This window comes from Corynebacterium sp. NML130628, from assembly GCF_001875665.1.
GTDB lineage: Bacteria > Actinomycetota > Actinomycetes > Mycobacteriales > Mycobacteriaceae > Corynebacterium.
The window spans coordinates 22,829-47,645 of record NZ_MLAL01000014.1; the positions used below are offsets into that span (position 1 = coordinate 22,829).

Here is a 24,817-nt window from a genome sequence, read left to right on the forward strand (position 1 = left end):
GGATGTTCGCTCGTAGCGAACAGAGGCTTTTCGACGTCTCCTCCGGCCCCAACCGGACACCTTAAAGCAAGTCGCGCAGCACCGGATCCGCGATCTTGAGCACGTTCTCGCGTGCCTCCTTCGCAGTCGGGGCGTCGACGGCAAAGTTTGCCATCTGGCGGCAGGTGTCGCGGTCGTGCAGGCGCAGCGCGGCGCGCACCGCGTTGACCTTGCCCGGCGCCATGGACAGGGAGCTCACGCCCAGGCCGACGAGAACGAGCGCCATGAGTGGGTCGCCGCCTGCCTCGCCACAGACGCCGATGGACTTGCCGGTGGCTTCGCCGCCGCGGCAGGTCTCGCGGATCATGGCCAGCGTTGCCGGTTGCCACGGGGTGAGCAGCTCTGCGAGCTCGCCCTCCATACGGTCGGCCGCCATGGTGTACTGCGACAGGTCATTGGTACCGATGGACGCGAAGTCCGCGATGTCCAGGATGTGAGAGGAGCGGATTGCGGCCGCTGGGGTCTCCACCATCACGCCGACCTTCGGCAAGCCGTGGGCACGTGCGCGCTCGGTGAACCAACAGGTCTCCTCTACCGTGGCCACCATTGGGGCCATAACCCACAGCTCGGCCTCTGGGACGGCCTTGTGGGCAGCGGCCAGCGCCTTGAGCTGGTCGTCGAGGAGGTCTTCGCGGGCCATCGACAGACGCAGGCCGCGACGCCCCAACGCCGGGTTCTCCTCTTCACCGAGGTCGGCGAAGGACAGTGGCTTGTCAGCGCCCGCGTCCAGGGTGCGCACGACAACGCGACGGTCACCGAATGCCTGCAGCACCTTGGTGTAGGTCTCGGTCTGCTCCTCGACGCTTGGCGCGGAGTCGCGGTCCAGGAAGAGGAACTCAGTGCGGAACAGGCCGGAGCCTTCCAGGTCGTAGCCGGAGGCCTTCGCGGCGTCGTCCGCGGTGCCGATGTTGGCCAAAAGCTTCACGCGGTAGCCGTCGCGGGTGGCACCCTCACCGGAGGAACCTGCCAGGGCGGCTGCGCGGCGGCGAGAGCGCTCCTCCAGCTCAGCGACGTCCGACTCGTTCGGGGAAACGATCACTTCGCCGACACCGCCGTCGAGGGCGATCGCTGGGGCGTCGGCAAGCGCCTCGCTGACCCCCTTGACCTGCACTGCTGCCGGGATGCCGAGCTGCGCGGCGAGGATCGCCGTGTGCGAAGTCGCACCGCCGGCCTCTGTGACGATGCCGACGACCAACTCCGGGTCCAGCGTCGCCGTCTCAGCAGGCGCAAGGTCGTTCGCGACGAGCACCGATGGTTCCTCAAGGGCAGGCACACCTGGCTCCGGCAGCCCGCGCAAGCGCGCAGTGGTGCGGTCGCGGATGTCGTAGAGGTCGGTGACGCGCTCCGCCATGTAGCCGCCGAGCTTGCGGAACTTCGCCGCATACGCTTCCACTGCGTCGTGCACCGCCTTGGTCACGCCGCTGCCCTTCTTCAGCTCTTTCTTGATGCCGCGCACCAGGCCGCGGTCTTTCGCCAAGGCAGCGGTTGCCTCAAGGACGGCCTTGGACGTTTCGGAGTTCGCGTGCTCTGCGCGCGCCGTCAGAGACGCGGAAACCTCTTCCAGGACGGCGACGACACGCTCGCCGTCGGCGTCTGGGTCGGTGCATGGTTGTTCGTGCTCGTCGATACCAACGGCGGGTGTGACAACTGCGACCGGGCCAGAGGCAGTACCTGAGGAAACCCCGATTCCATACAAGACGGTGCGGTCAGTCATGAGTGTGTCCTTTCAGCAATCAAGCTAATGGTATTACATTTGATGGTACGCGCTGAGACGCGCAACGTGCAGAGCAAGGTACGCAATTTCATCTTCTGTCAACGCCGTATCGAAGCGAAGCTCCACTACAGCGGCCACTTTTCGCGCGCACTCAACTTCCCGCGGGTAACCGCGCGCCAACTCACGCGCCAGCGGAGAATTTCCGCGCTCGAGTTGTTTCCCCTGCTCAAGGCGAACAAATAGATAACGAATGTGAGTAATAAACCGGGCCACGTTTATCGACGACGCTTCGAACTCAACCCCGATCTCAGCTTCAATGATCTGCAACATCTGCTGAATCAACCCCGTCATCCGGTACGTATGCGCCAGATCGCCAGTGTTGAAACCGGCGTTGACCAGGTGCATCGCAAGCGCGGTGGCCTCGGTGGCGGGCAGGGTGGCGTCGAAAAGCTCGTTGATGCGCTCCAGCAGGCGCTCACCTTGTTCATACTCTGCTGGATAAAGGTATTGGACCTCGGCGCGCAGCGGGTACGCGATGTTCTCGCCTCGCGAGGCGCGCTCTAACGCATTGATGATGTGGTCCGTCACCGCGGTGACCAGCGTGATGCCGGGCTTGGCGCCCACGGCCTCCAACGCTGCAGTCACCCGATGGACGTCTTCGGCGGGAAAACCAGCGATCATCTCGCCGGAGTGGTCCGGGTCACGACCATCCACCGGGACAAAAACTCGCTGCACCTTCGACTCGTCGAGGAGGTCGCCCTTCTTCGCTCCGAAGGCGACGCCCCGACCGGTCACCACAACATCCTCCGACCCGCGACGGGCCAGGACGACGTTGTTGTTAAAGATGCGGAGTATTTGCATGCACTCGACCCTACTTGGTTACCCCCAACAATGGCTGGCCGACCTCGGCCTCGCCGGTGGCGATATCTTCCACAGCAGCCAGCGTCTTGGAGTTGACCACGGTCATAATCACTGTGGTGTCCACGCCGTGACCTGCGATTGCGCCGAAGTCGACGTCCGCGAGGGCGTCACCAATTTCGACGCGCTGCTTCTTCTCCACGAGCGGGGTGAAGCCTTCGCCCTTCAGCTTGACGGTGTCAATGCCGATGTGGACGAGGACCTCGACGCCGTCGTCAGTCTTGATGCCGTAGGCGTGGCCCGTCTTCGCAACAGAGATCACCTTGCCAGCAACCGGCGCCACAACCTTCTCGACGCCACCTTCCGGCAACACGCCAATCGCCTGGCCGAGCGCACCAGATGCGAACGCGGCGTCCTGAATCTGGTCCATCGGGACGACCTTGCCGGCAATCGGCGCGTTGACCTCGCGGGTGTCCACTGCAGGGGTTGCAGGCGCGTCTGCCTCGGCCTCTGCTGCTGCAGCGGCTGGCGCGGCGGCTGCCGCCGGTGCTGCAGCAACTGCCGGGGCCTCCTCCTGCTCCTGCTCTTCCTGTGCTGCGCGTGCGCGAGCCAGGGCCTCTTCACGCTCCTCCGGGGTGCGGTAGTCGGTGAAGTAGATGACGAAGAACGAGGTGAAGAACGCAACCGCAATCGCGATCACGTATACCCAGATCGGGCTGAAGACCACGGTGGTCAGCAGCGACGTGAACACGAACGCGTTGGTCTGCACGCCGCCGAACGGGGTGCCCAGGATAGCGATGGTCAGGCCACCGGTGAAGCAGCCCACCAGCATGCGCGGGTAGATCCTCTTGTAGCGCAGGTGGATACCGTAGAGGGAAGGCTCCGAAATACCACCGAAGAGACCAGCCGCCAGCGCCGAACCGGAGGTCTGGCGCATGAGCGGGTCCTTATCGCGCAGCGAGAGCGCGAACACTGCCGCGGTTGCACCGAAGCAGGCGAAGTTCCAAGCACCCATTGGGCCCTGGATGAAGTCGTAGCCCAGGGTCTGAATGTTGACCAGCATCAGGGCGTTGAGTGGCCAGTGCAGGCCGAGTGGCACCAGGAACGGGTACAGCATAGGGATCAGGATGGCGAACACGAACGGCGCGTTGCCGTTCAGCCACGCAAGACCAACACCGATCCACGCGCCCAGCGCGTAGCCGAGCGGGCCAATCACGATCGCGGTGACTGGGATCATCACCAGCAGGGTGAGGAACGGCACGAACACCATGTGGACCGCGGACGGAATGAGCTTCTGGAAGCCCTTGTACACCATGGCCGCAATAACCGCCATGATGAGCGGCACGAACACGTTGCCACCGTAGTCAGGCAGCAGCATCGGCAAGCCCATCACCGTCACGCGGCTGACCTCGGTGCCGAGCAAGTTGTTGACCTCAGTCACAGCATCCGGGTGCTCCGCCAGCCCCATGAACTCAGGGGTGAACAGCGCCAGGATGACAGCGGCAGGCACCCACGGCTCAATGTTGAGCTTCTTGCCCGCGTTGTACGCCACCATCACCGGCAGGAAGTAGAACACCGAGCGCCACATCGCGTCGACGAACTGCCAACCCGGCGTCTTCACCTCCGCACGGAAGTCAACAAAGCCCAGCGCGTCCATCACCGCAGCAAACGCAATAATTAACGACGCCCCAAGCAACACGCCCAGAATCGGCCTAAAGGAATCCGAGAGGTACTCGAAGAACGCATCCATCCAAGGCACCTTGCCCTGCGCCTTCGCGCGCTGGGCCGCCTTCACGTCGTCGTTGCTCTGGCTGCCACGTGACTGCATCTCAGGCAGGTTGTTCATTGCGTTGTACACCGTCGCGACGTCTCCGCCAACAATCACCTGGTAGTGCGACCCGCCCTGCGGCACCGCACCCATCACCTTCGGATTCGCCTCGAGACGCTCCTTATCAGCCAGGGAGGCGTCGTTCAGCTCGAAGCGCAAACGGGTCGCACAGTGCGTAAATGACGCAATGTTGTCCGCACCACCAATCCCCGCAAGGATATCCGCCGCCTGCTCCTGCAAGCCGGCCTGCTTGGTTGCCATGTTCACTCCTTTTCTTCAAAGATCCAGGGATGAAAAAAGACCCGAGACGCGAAAACGTCCCAGGTCTTGCCCCGCCGGAACCGGCAGGTAACAACCCTGTGGTTGGTATTACGTTCCACTATATGTCGGAACGTTTTAGTGCGCAATAAGTTTGCTCTCAGCTGGGAACCAGCGCTCCAGAAGCAGCGCTGCCCACATCGCCAGCGACGCCAACCCGATCAGGTTGCCCATGTACCAAAGGGGCGTCGAGAAGCTGTAGGCATCAACCTCCGGGTACAGCTGATACGAAGGCACAAACAGCACCGCGACATAAAGCACGTGCGCGAGCTTCCACACCGACGGCACCGCCGCAAAAATCAGCGGGACCACCAACACCACGCAGGAGAAGTGGTGCGACACCGCATACGGCCCACCCACGCTAATGCCCAGCGCGACAAAAAACAGCGCGTGCACATCCAGCCCACGACGCAGCAAATACCACGCACCCAAACCAGTGAGCAGCGCGAATACAAGGAAAATGACCCCCGTCGGGGCGTCCAGCCCAGCGCGGGCAAACAGCCCGGACAGCGCCTGATTCGGCGGGTACATCGCGTTGCCGCCGCGGTCGGTATTGAAGAACTCGTCGGTGAAGTAGTACCAGGTCTCCGCGGGGCGCATCAGCACACCAATCAGGATCGTGCCCACAAACGTCCCCGCAGCACGCGCCACCGACGCCCAATCCTTCTTCACCAAGAACAAAATCGCGAACGCCGCCGGCGTGATCTTAATCCCGGCTGCAATCCCCACACCGACACCGCGCAACTGCCTCGGCAACAGGCCCAGCACATCCACCACGACCAGCGCAAACAGGAACACGTTAATCTGACCGAAGAAGAAATTCGCCTGCAGCGGATCAATCGCCAGCGACCACGCAATCACCCCCACCAGCACCAGCGGCGTCACCTTCACATCCAGCCTGCGCAACGCCAACCACGAAATGAGCGCCACGCACGCCATCGTCGCCAACGTCCACACCACGTCCATCACCGGCTCCGGCATCCACGTCAACGGCACAAACAGCAGGGCCGCAAACGGCGGGTAGATGAAGCGGAACCCGCTGCGCGTCGGGAAGTCGTCATACAGGTCGGCGCCGCTGGTCAGGGCGTTGCCGGCGTCGCGAAACACCCCGACGTCCAACAGCTCGCCGCGCGCAGCAGCACCGAAGACCTCACTGAGCCCACTCGCAGCCGCGAGCACCCCAACAAGCACCCACACCCACAACGAAACCTGCTTCACCATCGCATCGCCTTACGCCCATCACTGTTGACCAACTCTGCTGCCTAACTCTGCGCATCATACCGATGACAACCGACATAAATGAACTACACTACGGAATGATCCTTTCCCGACCGCCTTGAATTGAGGAAGCACATGAACAACCCGCAGCCCATGTACGACAAAGACGGGCTCCCAATCCCGCAGCCAACCAGCCAATTCCAACAGCCACAAAACTTCGGGCAGTTCGGGCAGCAGAACTTCGGGCAGTTCGGGCAATACGGGCAGGGTTCACCGTACGGACAGCCGCAGATGCAACAGTTCACACCCGCACAACCGCCCCAGATGCAGCAGATGCAGATGGCCTACGGGCATGCTGTGCCCCAAAAGAACAAGTTCCTCGCGGCGGCGTTGTTCTTCTTCCTGGGCTCGTTCGGCATCGGCAACTTCTATCTTGGGCAGAACTTCCGTGGCGTCGTCAAAGTGGGCTTCTTCCTTACCGGCAGCCTGTTCAGCCTGATCCCGTTTGTCGGCTGGATCGTTTCCACCCCGATCTTCCTGGCACTGTGGGTGTGGTGCATCATCGAGATGATCATGGTCCTCGTCGGCGGCGGAAGCTACGACACCGACGCCAACGGCATCCCGCTGAAGTAAACTTCCGGCGGTTGCCCTCAGCTCCGTGGCTGAGGACCTGTGTTTGGGACAACCCCCATCAACACGGGTCACACATTCTTATGGTCCTCTGTATTCGAGCCACGTGAAAAAGTTCCCACGCTCGGGAACCATTTTGTGTTTGAGGCCGGTTCCGGCCGACCGGCACAGGCGTTTCTGCAGGTCGCGACGCCTGTCAACGAAAAACGTTCCCGCCATTCCTGAAATGGCGGGAACTTTTCTGAAAACAGGGATCAGCGGGCTCAACCAAAGCGAACCAGCAAGAAACCGGCCCTACACCTCCGGCTTCACCAGCGGGAAGAGCACGGTTTCGCGGATGCCGAGGCCGGTCAAAGCCATCAGCAGGCGGTCGATGCCCATACCGCAGCCGGCGGTTGGCGGCATGCCCTGTTCCATGGCGGCGAGGAAGTCCTCGTCGAGGACCATGGCTTCGTCGTCGCCGTGCGCGGCGAGGCGGGCTTGGTCTTCGAAGCGTTCGCGTTGGATGACGGGGTCGACAAGTTCGGAGTAGCCGGTGGCCAGCTCGAAGCCGCGGACGTAGAGGTCGAACTTCTCGGTGACGCCGGGCTGCTCGCGGTGGTCGCGGGTCAGCGGGGACGTCTCGACTGGGAAGTTAATCACGAAGGTCGGTTCGTAGAGCTGGTCGGAGCAGAGGTGCTCCCAGATCTCCTCGACGAGCTTGCCGTGCAGCCAGCCCTCATCCTTCGGCACCTTCAGGCCGATGACGTCGGCAATGCCCTTGAGTTCCTCCACGGAGGACTCGATGGTGACCTCTGGCTGGCCTGGGAACTTCCGCTGAAGTGCCTCGTTGAGCGAGGGGTACATCTCCATGACTTTCCACTCGCCGCCGAGGTCGTACTCGGTGCCGTCGGGGAGGGTGACGGTGGTGGAGCCAAAGACTTCCTTGGCGCAGAACTGCACGAGGTCCTTCATGGTCTTCGCGCCGTCCTTGTAGGTGCCCCATGCTTGGTAGGTCTCGAGCATGGTGAACTCGGGCGAGTGGGAGGAGTCGACGCCCTCGTTGCGGAAGTTGCGGTTGAGCTCGAAGACGCGCTCGATGCCGCCGACGACGCAGCGCTTGAGGTAAAGCTCGGGTGCGATGCGCAGGTAGAGGTCCATGTCGAGCGCATTGGAGCGGGTGATGAACGGGCGGGCCGCGGCGCCGCCGTGCAGGGTCTGCAGCATCGGCGTTTCGACCTCGACGAAGTCGTAGCCGGTGAGGAACTTGCGCACAGCAGCGATGACCTTGATACGGGTCATGGCGTTCTTGCGGGCGTCTTCGCGCATGATGAGGTCGGTGTAGCGGTGGCGGACACGCTGCTCCTCGTTCATGTCGGCGAACGCGACAGGAAGTGGGCGCAGTGCCTTGGACGCCATGTGCCAGGACTGGGCCTGGACGGAGAGCTCGCCGCGTCGGGAAGCGATGACGCGGCCGCGGACGGAGACGATGTCACCGAGGTCGGTGTCGGCCTTCCAGGATGCGAGTGCCTCCTCCCCCACTTCCGCGAGGGAAAGCATGACCTGTAGCTGGGTGCCATCGCCCTCTTGGAGGGTGGCGAAGCACAGCTTGCCGGTGTTGCGCTGGAACATAATGCGGCCCGCGACGGCGACGACGTCCTGGGTCTCTTCGCCCGGCGCGAGGTTGAACTGGCCGTCGCCTTCGCCTTCGGGCACGGCGCGGTACTTCAGGCGCAGCTCGCGCAAGGAGGTCGTGCGGTCGACGACGACTGGGTAGGCGTCGCGACCTTCGGAGAGAAGCTTCTCGCGCTTCGCACGACGGAACTGTTGCTGTTCGGAGAGGTCCTGCGTTGTTTGATTCTTCACGCTGACTTAGCCTAGTCGGTTGGGGTTAGCCTCGGTCAATTAGTCGTGTATTCGGCTTGGCTCCCACGAAGCACACCGCCACGACGACGAGTAGCATGCCGACGCCACCAACGATGAAGGCGCGCGCCGTCCCGTCGGAGGCACTGCCGGTGGCCTGTGTGCCCATAGTCATCGTGGCGATGAATACCGCGGTGCCCGCCGCTCCGCCGAGCTGTTGCAGCGTGTTGAGCGCCGCGGAGCCGTGGGCGTAGAGCTGCGACGGCAGCGAGGACAGCGACACTGTCATCAGTGGGGTCATGATCATGGACATCGCTACGTTGACCAGGATCAGCACGGCGACGAGCTGCCACTGCGGGGTGTCGTCGGCGAGGATCATGACCAGGATCCACTGGGAGGCCAGCATCAGCACCGCGCCCGGGATGGTCAAGGGCCGGGGCCCGTACGCGTCGTAGCAGCGCCCCGCGATTGGGGACGCGATGCCTTGCGCGATGCCGCCGGGCAGCAGGATCAGGCCGGTGGCCACCGTGGAAATCCCCAGGCCGACCTGCATGTAGACGGGCAGGATGTTCACGGTGCCCAGCAGGATGCCGAAGGCGATGAACACGCCCACCACGGAGAATGCGAAGTTGCGGTGGGTAAAGACGCTAAGGTCGAGCAGCGCGCGCCCGGTTGGCGCGAGGCGCAGCTGCCTGCAGACGAACAGCACGAGGAAGACCGCGCCGATCACCAGGGCCACAAGAGGGTTCCAGGATTCACCGGTGAGGAGAGAGGTGATCGTCGATAGGCCGTAGACAAGGCCACCGAACGCGAGTGCTGAAAGGAGCACCGAGAGAATGTCGAGTGGGGCGTCGTGACGCTCGCCGACGTTCGGGAGGGCGAACACCGCGAGTGCGACGGCGGCGGCCGGGATGGGCACCATCACCCAGAAAATGTGGTGCCAGGTAAACGCGCCGAGCACGAACCCGGCAAGCGTGGGCCCGAGTGCTGGTGCAACCGACATCACCACCGCGTTGAGCCCCATCACCGTGCCACGGCGCTGCGGGGCGACCACGGTCACGGTCACCGTCATGAGCAGCGGCAACATCGCCGCCGTGCCAAGCGCCTGCACTACGCGCGCGGCGAGCAGCACCGCGAACGAGGGAGCGGTGGCCGCCATGACACAGCCGACGATAAACAACGCCATCGAGGCGAAGTAGACGGTGCGAGTGCTGAGGCGCTGGATGACGAAGCCGGAGGCCGGGATCGCCACGGACATGGTGAGGAGGAAGCCGGTCATCAGCCACTGGGCTGTATCGGCGGGAACGCCGAAATCCTCCATGATGGCGGGCAGGGCAACGGCGACGGTGGTCTCGTTGAAGATCATCATCATCGCGGAAACCACCAGCACCCCAATGAGCAGTACTGGGTTCGTTGATTTCATAGCCCGCTAAGGCTACTCCTCGTCGGCTGCTGGGGCACAGAGAGGCAGGTCGAGGCGCTGTGTTTCGGCGTCGTCGCCGTTGATGACCACCATGTATTCGCGCTCAGCGCGCGGGGTCAGCACGAAGGCTGGCGGGGTGGCGTCGGGAAGCTGGTAGTCGTAGATAAGGCACTCGCCGGAGCCCAGCACGACGGCTTCCTTCGGGTCCGGCAGGACGCGATCGAGCGCATCAGAGGACACATATTTTGCGACGGAAACCCCCAACGTCTCATCCGAGCACCTAATCTTGCCTTCCTGGCCTTCGTCCGGTGTTGCGGACTCACAGATCAGGCCGTGCCAGCCCTTCTGCCCGGCCTTGTCAGACACGATGCCGGGGTAGGTCTCGGCAATCTCGGCTTCGACGCCGACCCATTCCTCGCCGCGGTGCTGCATCCAATACCAGATGCCGCCGGCAGCGATGAGCAGCAGCGCCACGATAGCAGCGATCCACGGCCAGAGCTTGAACTTCTTCTCATCCTCTGGGCGGACGTACTCGCCAGTCGGCCCGTATGGGTAGGGCTGCGGTGGCTGGCGGTAGCCGTCGGTGGCTCCCGGCGCGACCGGGGATACCTCGGGCTCATCCAACGGTTCACCAGCGACGGCGTTGAGGTAGCCAACGCAGCCGGTAGCAGCCTTGGCGGCGTCCTCGTCGACGTCGAGTCCGGTCATGGAGTTAAACAGGTCGATGAAGCTAGCGACGTTCGCCGCGTGCTGCTCCTCAGTGTGCTCGGCGGCGGTGGCCGTCGGGCCGACCAGGGTGAGCTTGACGGGGACGCTGGACCACGCCGGCTGCACGAGCATCCGGGAGGCATCCACGGAGCGGGCGACGAACGCGCCGAGCCCCTGGGCGTCATAGTCGTCGATGGCTTCGGCCACGCCGATGAGCAGTTCGCGGGCCTCGGCGGGGGTGAACACGCCGCCGTCGGCGCGCTTGTCGGCGATGAGGCGGGCCAGCGAGGCACCGGTGGGGGCCTCACGAAGCACGTAGAGGTGGCCGTCGTCGGTGTAACCGGCGCTGCGCGGTTGGAACGCGCCCGGGTGGTTCGAAGCGGCAAGCGCCCGGTTCAGGCCTGCGATGTCGCGGCGTTGGTCTTCGGGCTGGGCGGCGTCGAAAAGCTCGACTTCGACCGCCTGTCCTGCATCATTGCTGGCGACGAAGAGCTGTGAGTCCTCGGTGCGTCCTGTGGCTTGGACTTGCTCGGGGGTGAAGTCCATGCCGAAGCGCTCGTTCAGGATTCCAGCAATCAGGTCTATAGGCATGCCAAAGAGTGTAGCGAATAACTCGCCGTTCCTCCGTATCAGTCCTAGTCCTCGATGTGTTTGAACCCGATGCCGAGCGGCAGGCCAACGTTGTCGTGGAGGCGCACCGTGCCGCCGTCTGCGGCGGGCAGGTCGATCGCGGCGAGCAGGCGGGCGTCGCCGTGGGCGGGGGCCTCGCGCATGGCTAGGTCGCGCACGGCAAGGTAAGCGGGCGCAACCCCTGCGGCCTCGAGCACGCCACGCGTGGTGTCCAGGACCGTTTCGGCGCCGTGCTCAGCGGCGTGAGCCCCGGCGGTCAGGGCCGCGGACAGCGCGAGCGCCTGGTCGTGGGCGTCTTCGGCGACGCGTTCATTGCGAAGCGAGAGCGCCAGCCCGTCCGACATGCGCACGGTGGGCACGCTGTGCAGCTTCACCTCCATGCGCAGGCCAGCCACGGCCAGTTGCGTGGCGACGAGCAGCTCGAAGTCCTTCTCCCCCATCACCAGGTCGGTGGCATGGGTGGCGTTGAGCACCGCGAGGATGCGGGCGACGTCGCGCGCTATGGCGTCGGCATCGTCAAGGTGGTCCATGCCGGTGTTCACGCTCACGGCGGTGCGCAGCTCGCCGTGGAAGACCACGTCGACGCCCTCGTTGCGGAAGGTCTCGGGTACCTCCTCGCCGGAGTAGGTGACGAACACGTACGCGCCGAGCAGCGACTTCGCCGCCCGGATCAGTTCGATATGCCCGGCGTGGACATCCGCGCCGAGCGGCACGACCGCGATCGTCTTGCCGATCTTGCGGAATGCACGCCCGTAGGTGGCCAGCAGCTGCTCATCACGCACGACAACTGCGTTGCCAGGTTCAAAGGTCACAGGTCTTCCTCTCGTTGCTGCGCCGCGCGGCGCTCCAATGCTTCTACTAATCGGCGCACCCCTTCTCCCCCAACCGGTGCCCGGTCGAGCGGGCGCAGCGGCGGCAGTTCGGCGCCGTCGAAGGCGTCGGCGACCGCCTCGAAGTTGGGGTTCGCCTGCCGCAGCAGGCTCAGCGCATCTTCTTTGACGACGCGCTGCAGGGCGCGCAGGTGCTGGGCGGTGGCCACCAGGGGGCGGTCGGCGTCGCTGACCGGCATCGTGAGTTGCCCGAGCTCCCCGAGCAGCAGCGCGATCACGGTATCCCCCAGCTCGTCGGCCGCGGAGGTGACCCACACATTGTCCACGATGTTGTGCGCGCACATGACGACGGCCCCCGCGACCTCGACCTCGTCGAGGAGCTGGGCGCCGTGGTCCAGGTTGGTGTGCCAGAACATCTGCTTCGGCCGCACGAACGGCGCGCACTCGGCGGCGGCGCGCTCGATGAGGTCAGCGGGGCCTTCGATGAGTACCAGGTCGGCGGGGGCGATGTCCGCGGCCGTGCGCGGGTACGTCACGTGGTGCCCGGCGCGCGCAAGTTGTTCGCTGAGCGCGCTGGGGCCACGCCAGGCGGCGACGGTGAGCGTTGGACTCATTTGTTACGACGTGCCAAGAGCTCGGCGACGGACACTGCATTCTCGCCAGCCGCGTCGCGGCGGCGACGTCCCCCGGCGCGCGGTTCCGGCTCGGGTGGGGTCTCGACGGCCGCGATGACTTCGGTGGGCTGCTCGTGGCGGCCGTACTCAGGCTCAGGAGCTGGTGTTGGCTCAGGAGCTGGCTCCGGTTCTGGGTCGGGCGCAGGAGCCGGTTCCGGCTCAGGCTCAGGGGCCGGCTCGGGTACAGGTTCCGGTGCGGGCTTCTGCGACTCCTGGGCTTCCTGCTTCGCCTGGTGCTCGCTAATCAGCGCCGTGAGCGGGTTCTGGGTCTCCCGGGTTGGTTGGCTACCGATGCGGCCGGCGATCGCGTCGGAGGACGGCGCCCCAGCAGGACGGTCGTCGGACGGCTCGTAGGCCGGCTGGGTGAAAGATTCGATCTCCTGGATGCGGCGCGCCGCGGCGTGCACGGCGGCGGGCTCGTACTCGAAGACGTGACCGCTCATCTCCTCGATCGTGGAGCGCAAAGAACGCAGCTCCTCCTGGATATCACGCAGCAGTTCCTCGGAGGGGGCGTCGACACCCGAAGGTGCGCCAGCGCGCGCGGCCTCGAGCTCTGCGGCGAACGTCTTCTCCCGCTCCTCCTGCAAGCGCGTGACCTCCTCGTTGTCGCGGCGCAGGCGGTAGATCACGATGAGGCCTGCGACGGCCGCCCACAACGCCAAAATCAACGAAAGCTTGAGTATGTTCGCGGAGTTGGTAAACAACATCACCACTGTGCCTGCAAGCGCAGCCACAAATGGAACAATCACCCAAGTATTTTTCATGCCCACTACCTTAGCTAACCTGTTCTCCACTTGAGGGTGGCGACACCTCACACACCCGTTCCAGCACCACACCGGCCACCGCCAGCGTGATGCCGCCTAACGCGCCGGACACCAAGGGCGGCACATCCTGCGACGCCGCCGCCAGTATGTGCAACCGCGGAAGCACGAAGAGCAGGCACCCCGCGTACAGCCCGCCGCTGACCGCTCCTGCCCACGTGCAGGCCTTGCCAAACAGCATGAAGTTCGCCGCCATCATCGGGTTGAGTTGGCTGCGGTCCAACCCAACCTTGCCCTCCTCGCGGCGCTTGCGCACCATGAACGCAACGTAAAAGCAGACCGCGGCCACGATCCAAAGGCTGAGCGGCACCACCATGTTCAGCGACTCAAGCAGGCCGAACAGGCGGCGCACAACGATGAACGCCGCGGCGGTACAAAACCCGAACGCGGCGACAACCCCGGCCAGCGGTGTTCGTTTCACAGCTTGCGAACCCCCTGCGGTTCAAGCTTCGCGAGCCATTCACGCACCGGGCGGCCTCGCAAGCAGGCCCCCGGGTCGATCTCCAGCCACGGAACCAGCACGAACTCGCGCAAGTGCGCACGAGGGTGCGGTACCGTCAGCTCAATGTCGTCGATCTCGTAGCCCTCAATGTCGATGATGTCCACGTCCAACGTCCGCGGCCCCCAGCGCACGTCGCGGGTGCGGTTCGCCTCCTGCTCAAGGCGCTGGCACCGGGCAAGGAGGCTGTAAGGGGTGTCGAGGGGGGGGTCGATAAGAAAGCTCTGGTTGTAAAAGTCCGGCTGCTCCACCCCTCCCCAGGGCTTGGTGACGTAGATCGAGCTTGCCTCGAGGAGTTCCGCGTCAAACTCCTCGGCAACCGAAGCAAGGTGGGCGCGCGAATCCTCCATGTTCGAACCCGCCGAAATCATCGCATACATCAGCGGGCCCCCATTCGTTTGCGGGAACGACGCGCCACCACGGCAACGTCCTCGAAGGGCAGCGGGATCGGCGCGTGCGGCTTATGCAGCGTGACCTCGACCGCGTGCAGGATGCCGAAACGCTCCATGGCGGCCTCGGCGATCTCGGTCGCCACCGTCTCGATGAGCTGACGCGGCGTGCCCGATGCGATATCGCTTGCCAGCTGGGCCAGCTCCGCGTAGTTCATCGTCTGGGTCAGGTCGTCAGAAGCGGCGGCACCGGCGAAGTCGAGCCAGCAGGTGATGTCCAGCAGGAAGCGCTGCCCGTGCTCGCGCTCGTGCGGCAATACGCCGTGGTGCGCGTAGACGGACAGGCCTTTGAGTTCAATGCGGTCAGCCAAGGTTTCCCGCCTTCCACGCGGCGGCCACGTCCACGGCGTCGCGCGACACGGCCACCTCGTGCACGCGCACGCACCAGGCGCCCGCCTGGGCGCACAGGGCGGTCACGGCGGCGGTGGCTGGGTCCGCATCGACAGGCCCGTGCTCGAGGCCCCGGGCGGCGCGCACCCCCGTGAGGAAGCGCTTGCGGCTGGCCCCCACCAGCAGCGGGTAGCCGCAGTTCATGAGCGCGGGCAGGGCCTGGAGCAGCTGCCAGTTCTCCTGCGGCGTCTTGGCGAAGCCGAGGCCCGGGTCCAACGTGATCTGCTCCGGGCGCACCCCGGCCGCCGTAGCGTTGGCGACCAGCTCCTCGAACACGCCGAGCACGTCTGCGACCACGTCCCCGCCGTGGTCGGCGGCGCCGGAAGCGTTCACGAACTGCTGGGCGCGCCAGTGCATCAGGCACACCGGCAGGTCCGTGCGCGCCATCGTGGCGTACATGCCGGGGTCCGCGAGACCGCCGGAGACGTCGTTGATGAGGTCCACACCGGCCTCAGCGGCGATCTCGGCGGTGGCTGCGCGCATCGTGTCCACGGAGGTACGGATGCCGTCCTCGTGAAGGGCCCGGATCACCGGGGCAACGCGCGCCGCTTCCACCTCGGCGGGCACACGCGTCGCGCCCGGCCTGGTCGACTCCGCCCCAACGTCGATGATGTCCGCGCCCAGGCGGACCAAGTCGTGGGCGTGCGCGAGCGCGTCGTCAACTGCGAGCCACTTGCCGCCGTCCGAGAAGGAATCCTCCGTGACGTTGACGATCCCCATCACCGTCGTGCGCCCCGGCGCGGTGAGGTCCTGCACACTGACCTTGCTGACCATGCCTAGCTCCTTATCAGGCTTAGCACCTCGGCGCGCGAGGCGGCGTTGTTCTGGAAGCCGCCGCGCACCGCGGAGGTCGTCGTCACGGCGCCCGGCTTGCGGATGCCCCGCATCGCCATGCACAGGTGCTCACACTCCAGCACCACAATCACGGCGGAAGCCCCCAGCTTATCGACGATCGCGTCCGCAATCTGCGCCGTCAACCGCTCCTGCACCTGTGGCCGCTTCGCGTACAAATCGGCCAGGCGGGCGAGCTTCGACAGCCCAGTCACCTTGCCCTCCTTGCCCGGGATGTAGCCGACGTGCGCCTTGCCAAAGAACGGCACGAGGTGGTGCTCGCACGTGGAGTACACCGGGATGTCGCGCACCAGCACGAGCTCCCGGTAGTCCTCCGCGAACGTCTTCTCGAGCACCTCGGTCGGGTCCTGGTGCAGCCCGGCGAACACTTCCTCGTACGCCTTCGCGACTCGCGCCGGGGTTTCCTTCAGCCCCTCGCGGTCTGGGTCTTCGCCGACGGCGATAAGCAGCTCACGCACCGCGGCTTCAGCGCGGGCGCGGTCGAACTTACTGGTCATCCTCGTTGCTCCTATGTCGTGGCAGCTGCTGGGTCTCTTCTTCGGAAGGCCGGTCGGGTCGGTCGGGGCGCTCGTGCTCCGGCAGGCGGAACCCGATCTCCTCGTCCGGGCGGTAGTTGTCCATGCCCGGGTGCGTATCCGGCTCGGGCTCGGGTTTCGGCGCTGGCTCGGGTTTCGCCTGTGGCGCGCCCGGGTACGTCCAGTCGCTCGGCGGCTTCGGCCCGCCGTAGGTCGGGGTGCCTCCCGCAGGCGGCGGTGGCAGCGGAGCGCCGTGCTCCTTCTCCCGTTCTTTTCGACGCCGCTCCCGCGTCTCCCGTGACGCCTCAAGGATGGAGAAGCGCTTCGGTGGTTCCTCGCCACGCTCTTCGGCGAGCTCGACCGGGGTCTTGACGGGCTCGCGGCCGATCTGGCGGCCGAAGCGGATGTCGTAAGCGGGCAGCTGCGGCCGGTGCGGCTCTACGCCCTCGAGCAGCGCTTCGAGGTCCTGGCGGCGCAGCGTTTCCTTCTCCAGCAGCTTGGACACCATGGTGTCGAGCTGGTCGCGGTACTGCTCCAGGATGCCGTAGGCGGTGGCGTGAGCGGCGTCGATAAGCGTGTGTACCTCCTTATCGATCGTGGCCGCAACCTCCGGCGAGGACTCCATCTTGGCACCCGCCCCCATGCCGGAGAAGGCGTCGCCTTGGGCCTGCCCGTACTTCACCGTGCCCAGCGCCGACGTCATGCCGTACTCGGTGACCATCGCGCGCGCGATCTTCGTGGCCTGCTCGATGTCGTTGGACGCGCCCGTGGTCGGCTCGCCGAAGACGAGCTCCTCCGCGGAACGCCCACCCATCGCGAAGACGAGCTGGGCGAAGAGCTCGTCGCGGTTGTACATGCCCTTGTCGTCCTCGTCGGCCGTCATGGCGAACCCGCCAGTGCGGCCGCGGGCAAGGATGGTGACCTTGTAAACGCGCTCGATGTCTTTGAGCGCCCACGCCGAAAGCGTGTGCCCGCCCTCGTGGTAGGCGGTGACCTTCTTCTCCTTCTCCGAAATCACCTTCGAGGAGCGGCGCGGCCCGCCAATCACGCGGTCCGTGGCCTCCTCCAACGCGTCCGGGGTAATCACGTTGCCGCCGATGCGGGCGGTGAGCAGCGCGGCCTCGTTGAGCACGTTGGCCAGGTCCGCACCACTCATGCCGGCCGTGCGCTTCGCCAGCGCATCCAGGTCGACGTCCTTGGACAACGGCTTGCCCTTCGCGTGCACCTTCAAAATCTGGGCGCGGCCCGCGATGTCCGGGTTGGTCACCGGGATCTGGCGGTCGAAGCGGCCCGGGCGCAGCAGCGCCGGGTCCAGGATGTCCGGGCGGTTCGTCGCCGCGATTAGGATCACGCCCTCGCGGTCGCCGAAGCCGTCCATCTCCACCAGCAGCTGGTTCAGGGTTTGCTCGCGCTCGTCGTGGCCGCCGCCCATGCCGGAGCCACGCTGGCGGCCGACGGCGTCGATCTCGTCGATAAAGATGATGCAAGGCGAGTTCTCACGGGCCTGCTTGAACAAGTCCCGCACGCGGGAGGCGCCCACGCCGACGAACATCTCGACGAAGTCAGAGCCGGAGATGGTGTAGAACGGCACCCCGGCCTCACCCGCAACAGCGCGCGCAAGCAGCGTCTTACCAGTGCCGGGCGGGCCGTAGAGCAGTACGCCGCGCGGAATCTTCGCGCCGAGCGACTCGTAAATCTTCGGGTCGATGAGGAAGTCCACGACCTCCTGCAGCTCATCGACGGCCTCATCGGCGCCGGCGACGTCCGCGAACGTGTTCGTCGGATTATCCTTCGACAGCTGCTTCGCCTTCGACGAGCCAATGCCGAACATGCCGCCACCGGCCTGCATGCGGTACATGAAGAAGAACAGCAGACCGAAGATCAGCACCATCGGCAGCATGAAGCCGAGCATCGACATCAGGAAGGACTCCTGCGTCACGTTCGTCTTGTACTTGTCCGGGGCGGCTTCCTTCACCGCGCCGAAAATCTCCGGCGTGGTGCGCGCCGGGTACTGCGCACTAATCTGCTCGACGCCCTCGCGCTCTTCGACCGTGATCGGCTCCCGCAGGTCAATGCGGACCCGCTGCTCGCGGTCGTCGATCTGGACTTCCTTGGCGTTCTTGTTCTGCAGCTGCTCCATCGCGATCGACGTGTCCACGCGCTGGTAGCCGCGGGTGTCATCCCCGATGAGGGTGAGCAGGTACAAAACAATAAGCACGGTGGCGCCGATCAGGCCCCACCGCAACACGTTTTTATTCTTGGTCATACAGCTCTTCTGTGTGTATTAGATGTCCTCAGGCGCGTCGGAGTAGACGCGGGGGTGCAACGTGCCCACGTACGGCAGGTCGCGGTAGCGCTCGGCGTAGTCCAGGCCGTAGCCGATAACGAACTCGTTCGGGATGTCGAAGCCGACGTCGAGAAGTTCAATCTTGGCCTTCTGCACCTCAGGCTTGCGCAGCAGCGTGATCACCTCGAGGCTCCTCGGGTTGCGGCCCGACAGGTTCTTCAGCAGCCAGGACAGGGTCAGGCCGGAGTCGATAATGTCCTCGACCACGAGCACGTCGCGGCCTTCGATCTCCTTGTCCAGGTCCTTCAGAATACGCACCACGCCCGAAGACGTGGTGGAGCTACCGTAGGAGGACACCGCCATGAACTCCATCTCGCACGGGATGGTGAGCTTGCGGGCGAAGTCCGTCAAGAAGAACACCGCGCCCTTGAGCACGCACACGAGCACCAGGTCCTGCTCGGCGTCGCGGTACTTCTCGGAGACCATGTCGGCCAGCTCTTGGATGCGCCGCTGCAGGTCTTCCTCAGGGATCAACACCGCCTCCACGTCGTCTCCGTAGCGGTGTGGCGCAACGTTGAAATCCTTCTTGTCATACAGCTCGGTCATCGGGTGCCCTTTCTCAAGACCGTCTCGGTTGGCATCAGTTCATCATCTTGCCACTTTCACGCCACCTTGGACAACCATTTAGACGAACTCGAGTTTTCCGTCGCGCCGCGCCACCCGCACCCCGCCGCCGAGATGCACCGCGCCCTGCCCCCGCCAGTTCGTCACCAGCGCCTCAATCGTCGCCAGGTGGGCACCTTTGACCTCTCCCCGCTTTTCGACGATCCACTCCGCCACCACCGCCCTCCTCACCACCGGCGGAAGGGTTGCGAGCTCCGCGCAGTCCAGCGTGTCCGAGTTTGTGCTTGTGGCCGGGGTGATGCGTTGCAGCTGCACCGACGCCTCCGCGATCCGGTCCGCCGTGCCCGCCAGGGCAGGCACGACCTCCCCGCCGACGATCTCCTCCAGCAGCGGGATCACCCGGTGGCGCAGCGCTACACGCCGGTAACGCTCATCCTGGTTCATCGGGTCCTGCCAGGGGGTCACCCCCAGTTCGGCGCAGGCGCCTTCGGTGTCCGCGCGGCGGACATGCAGCAGCGGGCGCACCAGGCGGCCCGCCCGCGGGGACATCCCCGCCGGGTTGCCGCGCAGTGCCCCCAACAGCAGCGTTTCGGCCTGGTCGTCGGCGGTGTGGGCTGTCCACACGTCACGGTCGGGGCCAGCGTGCCCGAACAGGGCCGCGTAGCGGGCCTGCCGGGCGTCGGCCTCGGTGCCCTTGCCGGTTGGTGTGATTTGGATGGTTGCGACATCCGCAGCCACCCCAAAGTTCCGCGCCTGCTCCGCGGCGCGCCCGGCAACCTGCGCCGAGCCCTCCTGCAATCCGTGGTCCACCACCAGTGCCGTCACGTCCAAACGCTCCGCCGCGGCCGCCGCCACCAGCGCCAACGAGTCCGCCCCGCCCGACAGCCCAATCACCGCAGGCCCCGTCCACCCGCGCACCGCGCGGCGACACGCCAAAAAGTGGGGGCTGCGCCGGGGCCAGAACGGCTCCATCGTTAAAACTCCCGCAGCGCCGACGCGAACATGTCCATCGCCCGGCGCGCCTCCAGAATGTCCGAGTCGTTCGAGAGCAACGCAAACGTGTACACGTTGCCGCTTTCCGCCGTCACCGTGCCCGCCAGCCCCGACGTCTCGTCCAAGGTGCCCGTCTTCGCGCGCACCCAACCACGCCCGGCCAGATCCCCGTAGCGGGTCGCCAGGGTGCCGTCGCCGGCGGCAATCGGCAGTGCGTCCAGCATCGGGCGCAGCTGCTCGTGCTGGGTGGCGTCGCTCAGGATGCTGTCCAACATGCGCGGCGTAATCCGGTTATCCACCGACAGGCCAGAGCTATCCACCAACGTAATGCCGCCCGTGTCGAAGCCGTGCTCCGCCAACACGTGCAGGGTGGCGGAGGGGGCGTCGATACCTACGTGGGCCGCAACCTCCCTGCCGATCGCCTCCGCATAGACGTTGTCGGACTCCTTCATCATCATGTGCAGACGCTGCACCAAGTCCGGCGACTCCACCCGCGCCAACGTCTCCGCCTCCGCCGGAGCCGGGCCCAGACCCACCGTCTGCGCGCCCACGCGGTCCGCGAGCGCCTGCGCCACATCCAACGCCGGAGTATGCGAGCGCGGCACGTCCCCCTCCGTCTCCCCATTCAGCCGACCGCCCGAAAGCATCGCCGGCTCCAGAGGCGCGACGAAACCACCATCGATATCCACGGGGTCCCAGCCCGGCATCATAGACGGCTGGTCCTCCCACGCACTGGTGTCAATGAATACGGCGGTGACCTGCTGGTTTCCCAGCTGCCCGGCGAGCTGTTCGATGGCCTCCGCATCGAGCCACACGTCACCGTTGGCCTTGATCACGACCGACCCCGGCTGCTCCCCGCGCACCACTTGCGTCTCGATCCTGTCATCCGCCCCCAACTCCAACACCGCCGCCGCAGCCGTCAAAATCTTCGTCGTCGACGCCGGACGCAACGCCTCCCCCGCCAACCGGTCAAACAACACCTCACCCGTGCTGCCATCCGACACGCGCGCATGGAACGTACCCAACGCGGGATCCTCCGCAAGCTCCGCGAGACGCGCCTGCAACGCTTGGACATCCACCGGGCGCGGCACCGCCGGCACCAACACCGGCTCCGTCTGCGGCAACTGATACGCCGGGGCGTGCTCAATCCGGCCCAGCTCCTGCTGCGCCGCCACACCGAAACCAGCCGCGCCCCCCACCGCAATTAACGCCACGCCACCAACAATCCAAGTCCAAAGCTTCACGGCGCATAAGCGTAGCCCAAACCCACACAGCGACGCAGCCCCGTATGATAAGTACCGCTACTATCAACGCGACTACAAAAGGAGCGCACATGGCTGTCGAAGTCACCATCGAAATCCCGAAGGGTTCCCGCAACAAGTACGAACTCGACCACGAGACCGGCAAGGTCTACCTCGACCGCTACTTGTTCACCCCGATGGCCTACCCACTCGACTACGGCTTCATCGACGAAACCCTCGCCGACGACGGCGACCCAATGGACGCCCTCGTCATCCTCCCCGAATCCGTCTTCCCAGGCGTCATCGTCAAGGCACGTCCAATCGGCGTCTTCAAAATGACCGACGAAGCCGGCGGCGACGACAAACTCCTCTGCGTCATCGACGACGTCCGCTACGACCACTACCAGGACATCGACGACGTCTCCCAGTTCCTCAAGGACGAAATCGAGCACTTCTTCGTCCACTACAAGGACCTCGAACCAAACAAGGAAGTCTCCGGTTCCGGCTGGGGCAACAAGGCAGAGGCCGAGAAGATCCTGCAGGCCTCCATCGACAACTACGAGAAGTAGTCTGCTGCCTCTGAAGCCTTTGAGGTTCTTAGCGCCTTATGGTTTGCCGCCCGGGTTGTCCTGGGCGGCTTTTTCTTGGGGTTTTTGCTTGGTCCTTGCTTGGTCCTTGCTTGACCGTGCACCAAATTCCTGCTTTTCGGGAGGGCGCCGTCGAGTTCTCCCAGGTCGCTGGTGCTGTGTGAAGGAATTTGGTGTCTGCCCTGCTCAGCCAGTGACAAAAGACGCAACCCCCCTTTTTCACGACCTGGGGTTTTGCCGTAATCGGGGGGCAGGCGTCCTTTGTCACTCGCTTCCCAATCTGTGCACCAAATTCCATCACGGACTTCCAACGACCTGGGCCTTTCCAACCCGCTCTCCTCGAAATTGAGGAATCTGGTGTCTATCAAAAGCCTATGCGCACCAAATCCCGGGATTTCCGCGAGCAACCCAAGGCATTTCCCCAGGTCGCCGAGCGCGCGTAGGGGAATCTGGTGTCACTCGCTCCGCAATCTATGTACCACGAGCGGCTAGAACTTGAGGTGATCCTTCGCCCAGAACGCCGCCGCACCCAGCAACGCGAGCAGTGGCACCAGGATCGCCGCGATGATGCCGCCCTTCGAGCTGCCTTCGCAATTCTCGGAGGATCCACTTGAGGAACCATCCTTCGCGCAGGTAGCGGGCGCAGGGACGCTCGGCTCGGGTGTCGGCTCACTTGTCGACGTCCCCACCTCTGGCTCCGAGGTCTCCTCCGTTGTCCGCGCGGCGGACTCGGACGTGGTAGCCGACTCGGTCTTCGACGAAGATGCCGTCGTCGTCAACGTTGTTGGAGACTCTGGCGCGGGCTCAACCAGCGTAGTGGTTGGTGTGGTTGTCCGCGGGGCGGACACCTTCGGAGCTTCCGAGGTCGAAGGCTCGATGGACTCGCTCGACGGGGCGGCCGAAGTCGTTTCGGTTGCCCGCGGGGCGGACGCCTTCGGTGCCTCCGAGGTCGAAGGCTCCGCGGAAGGCTCCACCGAAGTCGTCGACAAAGTAGCCGAAGTCGTTTCGGCTGTCCGCGGGACGGACGCCTTCGGCGCTTCTGCGGAAGTCGTTGCGGAAGTGGGCGTCGAAACCTCTGATGTGGTCAGAGATGGTGCGACCGAAGTAGTCACCGACGATGGCGCAGCAGAAGAGGTGACGTCCGTGGTTGTTGGCGTCGGCTCCTTTGCCAGCAGCTCGTCCAGGTTCTTCTGCGCCTCCTTGACGCGGAAGAAGGTGCGGTCGAGGTCAGCTTGCGCCTCGTTTATGATCGGCGCGTACTTCGTCCGTCGAGCCAAGGTCATGCGGTCCTCGGCCTTTTCATGTTCCGCAGTTGCGGCAGCGAGCACGGCGCGCGCTTCCTCAACGGTGCGCGGTTTCACGGCAGGCACGTAGGTCGGCGCTTCGAACTGCGGGGTGGTAGCGCCACAGTTCGGACAGCACCCTGTAGTTGAGGTGGAGGTCTCCACACTTGTCGACGGCCCCACTGTCGGCGTTGTCCGCTGCGCGGAAGTCGTCGACGTGGTCGGCGCAACGGTAGTCAACGGGTTTGATGTTGTCGGCTTGCTCGTGGTTGTCCGCGGGGCGGACACCGATGGCTGCGCGGAAGCGGTTGCAGACGTGGTCGTACTCGTAGGCGTGGTTGTGGTTGTTCGTGGGGCGGACGTCGGTGGCGTGGAGGTCTCGCTCGCGAGTTGTTGCCGCAGCACCTCTAGGTTGTCTTGCGCTTCTTGGAAAGCTCGGCGAGCATTTTTCACACGCTCCTGTGAAATGATTCGGTCCGCGAAATTCTCGGCTTGGTTGAGTGCGTCTTGTGCAGCAACGAACTCCCTTACCGTCTCGTCCACGATGCGCTTGCCCTCGGCCTCAGTGGAAGGCTTCGGCGGCGCGACGTACTCCGGCAAAACAATTCGGTGTGTTTCCCCTGTCGGCGACGGCTTCGGGGACGAAGGCTGCGTCAAAGTCGACGACGAAGACGAAGAGGAAAGGGCCGAAGAAGAGGAGATAGTCGGCGCCGTCGAGGTGACCGTGGTCGTTGGCAGCGGCTGGGCGCTCGGGATGGTGGGCATCGGCAGCGGTGGCAGGTCTGGGAGGGACGGCTGGCTCGGCGCCGAGGTAGTTGGCGTCGTCGAGGTAGACGAAGAAGACGAGGTAGTTGGCGTCGGTTTCGGGCGCTCGGAAATCGTCGTCGTCACCACCGGCGGCAAAGGTGAAGGCTCAGGCGATGGCTCAGGTGAAGGAGTTGGCGTCGGCTTCTGGCGCAGGTTGTTGCGCAGGATGAGGATTTCGGCGTCGAGAGGCTGCGGCACCACGCCGGGCTTGCTGGAGTACCCGGAGACCATGAGGAGGTTGTCGCAGCTGTGCGCGAGCGCCATCGCGTGGCCCATTTCGTGGGCGATGGTCATGATGCGGCTTTTCGGTTCAACGTAGCGACCGAACATCCTTGGACTGATCCGTACAGTGAGGGTCGGCCCGCCGCCGGTGACTCGGCCGAGCACCGGCAGGTTCGGGTCGACGATTACGCTGACGGCCTCGGGCGTTTTGTTGTCGATGAACTTGATGTCCAGGTATCCGCCGCGGGCGCGCACGGCGTCGACCCACAGGTTCGCGGCGTATTCGATGTCGGCGTGGTGGCCGGTGGTGTCGTACAGGTAGAGGGTGTTGTTGCGGATGCCCGTGTTGTGGTCACCCGGGAATGTAAAGCGTGTGATGTCGAGCTTCTGCCCGCGCTGAAACTGCGACTTCAGTGCCCGACATTCAGAGCCATCCGACTTTACATCGACGTGCGCGGATGCGGGCGTCGTGCCCCCTAGCATCAGGGAGAAAGAACATACTGCAGCAAGGACACGTCGAGTTTTCACAAGGGAT

The 24,817-nt window shown here is 64.8% G+C and carries 22 protein-coding genes; 2 read left to right on the forward strand and 20 right to left on the reverse strand.

The genetic code is table 11. The annotated features are described in order from the left end of the window. Positions 1 to 61: 61 nt before the first annotated feature. From ptsP to BJP07_RS02355, 4 genes are all read right to left on the reverse strand, one after another. Positions 62 to 1,753 (reverse strand): phosphoenolpyruvate--protein phosphotransferase, encoded by a 1,692-nt coding sequence (gene ptsP / locus BJP07_RS02340; RefSeq protein ID WP_071565888.1) that lies wholly within the window; start codon positions 1,751 to 1,753, stop codon positions 62 to 64. Between the two features lie 33 nt (positions 1,754 to 1,786). After that, the gene (locus BJP07_RS02345) at positions 1,787 to 2,614 is read right to left on the reverse strand and encodes a PRD domain-containing protein (protein ID WP_071565889.1); all 828 of its coding nucleotides are present in this window, start codon (positions 2,612 to 2,614) and stop codon (positions 1,787 to 1,789) included. A gap of 10 nt (positions 2,615 to 2,624) precedes the next feature. Beyond that, complete coding sequence (locus BJP07_RS02350; RefSeq protein ID WP_071565890.1) at positions 2,625 to 4,700, reverse strand: glucose PTS transporter subunit IIA; 2,076 nt, start codon at positions 4,698 to 4,700, stop codon at positions 2,625 to 2,627. A 135-nt stretch (positions 4,701 to 4,835) separates the two neighbouring features. Next, positions 4,836 to 5,978 (reverse strand): glycosyltransferase 87 family protein, encoded by a 1,143-nt coding sequence (locus tag BJP07_RS02355; RefSeq protein WP_071565891.1) that lies wholly within the window; start codon positions 5,976 to 5,978, stop codon positions 4,836 to 4,838. A gap of 132 nt (positions 5,979 to 6,110) precedes the next feature. Between BJP07_RS02355 and BJP07_RS02360 the strand changes: the two genes are divergently transcribed. Further along, complete coding sequence (locus BJP07_RS02360; protein ID WP_071565892.1) at positions 6,111 to 6,608, forward strand: NINE protein; 498 nt, start codon at positions 6,111 to 6,113, stop codon at positions 6,606 to 6,608. 291 nt (positions 6,609 to 6,899) lie between these two features. Here BJP07_RS02360 and lysS read toward each other — a convergent pair whose 3' ends face one another. From lysS to dacB, 15 genes are all read right to left on the reverse strand, one after another. Continuing rightward, positions 6,900 to 8,450, reverse strand: a complete 1,551-nt coding sequence (gene lysS, locus BJP07_RS02365; RefSeq protein WP_071565893.1) for a lysine--tRNA ligase — start codon at positions 8,448 to 8,450, stop codon at positions 6,900 to 6,902. Positions 8,451 to 8,475: 25 nt separating this feature from the next. After that, complete coding sequence (locus BJP07_RS02370) at positions 8,476 to 9,870, reverse strand: DHA2 family efflux MFS transporter permease subunit (RefSeq protein ID WP_071565894.1); 1,395 nt, start codon at positions 9,868 to 9,870, stop codon at positions 8,476 to 8,478. A 12-nt stretch (positions 9,871 to 9,882) separates the two neighbouring features. Further along, positions 9,883 to 11,169, reverse strand: coding sequence for a hypothetical protein (locus BJP07_RS02375; RefSeq protein WP_071565895.1), 1,287 nt, complete (start codon positions 11,167 to 11,169; stop codon positions 9,883 to 9,885). Between the two features lie 44 nt (positions 11,170 to 11,213). Then, positions 11,214 to 12,020: a pantoate--beta-alanine ligase gene (locus BJP07_RS02380; protein ID WP_071565896.1), complete on the reverse strand. Its 807-nt coding sequence runs from the start codon at positions 12,018 to 12,020 to the stop codon at positions 11,214 to 11,216. Further along, positions 12,017 to 12,652 carry a hypothetical protein gene (locus BJP07_RS02385; protein ID WP_071565897.1) on the reverse strand — a complete coding sequence of 212 codons (636 nt, stop codon included), beginning with the start codon at positions 12,650 to 12,652 and terminating at the stop codon, positions 12,017 to 12,019. Before BJP07_RS02385 ends, BJP07_RS02380 begins: the two co-directional genes overlap by 4 nt. After that, positions 12,649 to 13,476, reverse strand: a complete 828-nt coding sequence (locus BJP07_RS11150; RefSeq protein WP_177222496.1) for a DUF6779 domain-containing protein — start codon at positions 13,474 to 13,476, stop codon at positions 12,649 to 12,651. The genes BJP07_RS02385 and BJP07_RS11150 overlap by 4 nt, the downstream gene beginning before the upstream one ends. 10 nt (positions 13,477 to 13,486) lie before the next feature. Next, complete coding sequence (locus tag BJP07_RS02400; protein WP_071565899.1) at positions 13,487 to 13,954, reverse strand: DUF3180 domain-containing protein; 468 nt, start codon at positions 13,952 to 13,954, stop codon at positions 13,487 to 13,489. Next, complete coding sequence (folK, locus tag BJP07_RS02405; RefSeq protein ID WP_071565900.1) at positions 13,951 to 14,412, reverse strand: 2-amino-4-hydroxy-6-hydroxymethyldihydropteridine diphosphokinase; 462 nt, start codon at positions 14,410 to 14,412, stop codon at positions 13,951 to 13,953. The genes BJP07_RS02400 and folK overlap by 4 nt, the downstream gene beginning before the upstream one ends. Then, a complete protein-coding gene (folB, locus tag BJP07_RS02410; protein WP_071565901.1) occupies positions 14,412 to 14,792 on the reverse strand; it encodes a dihydroneopterin aldolase in 381 nt (126 codons plus the stop codon). The genes folK and folB overlap by 1 nt, the downstream gene beginning before the upstream one ends. After that, positions 14,785 to 15,645, reverse strand: a complete 861-nt coding sequence (gene folP, locus BJP07_RS02415; RefSeq protein ID WP_071565902.1) for a dihydropteroate synthase — start codon at positions 15,643 to 15,645, stop codon at positions 14,785 to 14,787. Before folP ends, folB begins: the two co-directional genes overlap by 8 nt. Positions 15,646 to 15,647: 2 nt before the next feature. Then, positions 15,648 to 16,220 carry a GTP cyclohydrolase I FolE gene (gene folE / locus BJP07_RS02420; RefSeq protein ID WP_071565903.1) on the reverse strand — a complete coding sequence of 191 codons (573 nt, stop codon included), beginning with the start codon at positions 16,218 to 16,220 and terminating at the stop codon, positions 15,648 to 15,650. Then, entirely contained in the window at positions 16,210 to 18,504 is a 2,295-nt protein-coding gene (gene ftsH, locus BJP07_RS02425; protein ID WP_071565904.1) for an ATP-dependent zinc metalloprotease FtsH, read from the reverse strand. Before ftsH ends, folE begins: the two co-directional genes overlap by 11 nt. Before the next feature lie 18 nt (positions 18,505 to 18,522). After that, the gene (gene hpt, locus BJP07_RS02430) at positions 18,523 to 19,131 is read right to left on the reverse strand and encodes a hypoxanthine phosphoribosyltransferase (RefSeq protein ID WP_177222497.1); all 609 of its coding nucleotides are present in this window, start codon (positions 19,129 to 19,131) and stop codon (positions 18,523 to 18,525) included. A 78-nt stretch (positions 19,132 to 19,209) separates the two neighbouring features. Continuing rightward, positions 19,210 to 20,121, reverse strand: coding sequence for a tRNA lysidine(34) synthetase TilS (gene tilS / locus BJP07_RS02435; protein ID WP_071565905.1), 912 nt, complete (start codon positions 20,119 to 20,121; stop codon positions 19,210 to 19,212). A gap of 2 nt (positions 20,122 to 20,123) precedes the next feature. Further along, entirely contained in the window at positions 20,124 to 21,386 is a 1,263-nt protein-coding gene (gene dacB, locus BJP07_RS02440) for a D-alanyl-D-alanine carboxypeptidase/D-alanyl-D-alanine-endopeptidase (protein ID WP_071565906.1), read from the reverse strand. An 89-nt stretch (positions 21,387 to 21,475) separates the two neighbouring features. Here dacB and BJP07_RS02445 point away from each other — a divergent pair, with 89 nt between their 5' ends. Then, on the forward strand, positions 21,476 to 21,952 hold the full coding sequence (locus tag BJP07_RS02445) for an inorganic diphosphatase (RefSeq protein WP_071565907.1): 477 nt from the start codon (positions 21,476 to 21,478) through the stop codon (positions 21,950 to 21,952). A gap of 506 nt (positions 21,953 to 22,458) precedes the next feature. Here the strand turns inward: BJP07_RS02445 and BJP07_RS02450 are convergent. Further along, entirely contained in the window at positions 22,459 to 24,810 is a 2,352-nt protein-coding gene (locus BJP07_RS02450) for a hypothetical protein (RefSeq protein WP_143109642.1), read from the reverse strand. Between the last annotated feature and the right edge of the window lie 7 nt (positions 24,811 to 24,817).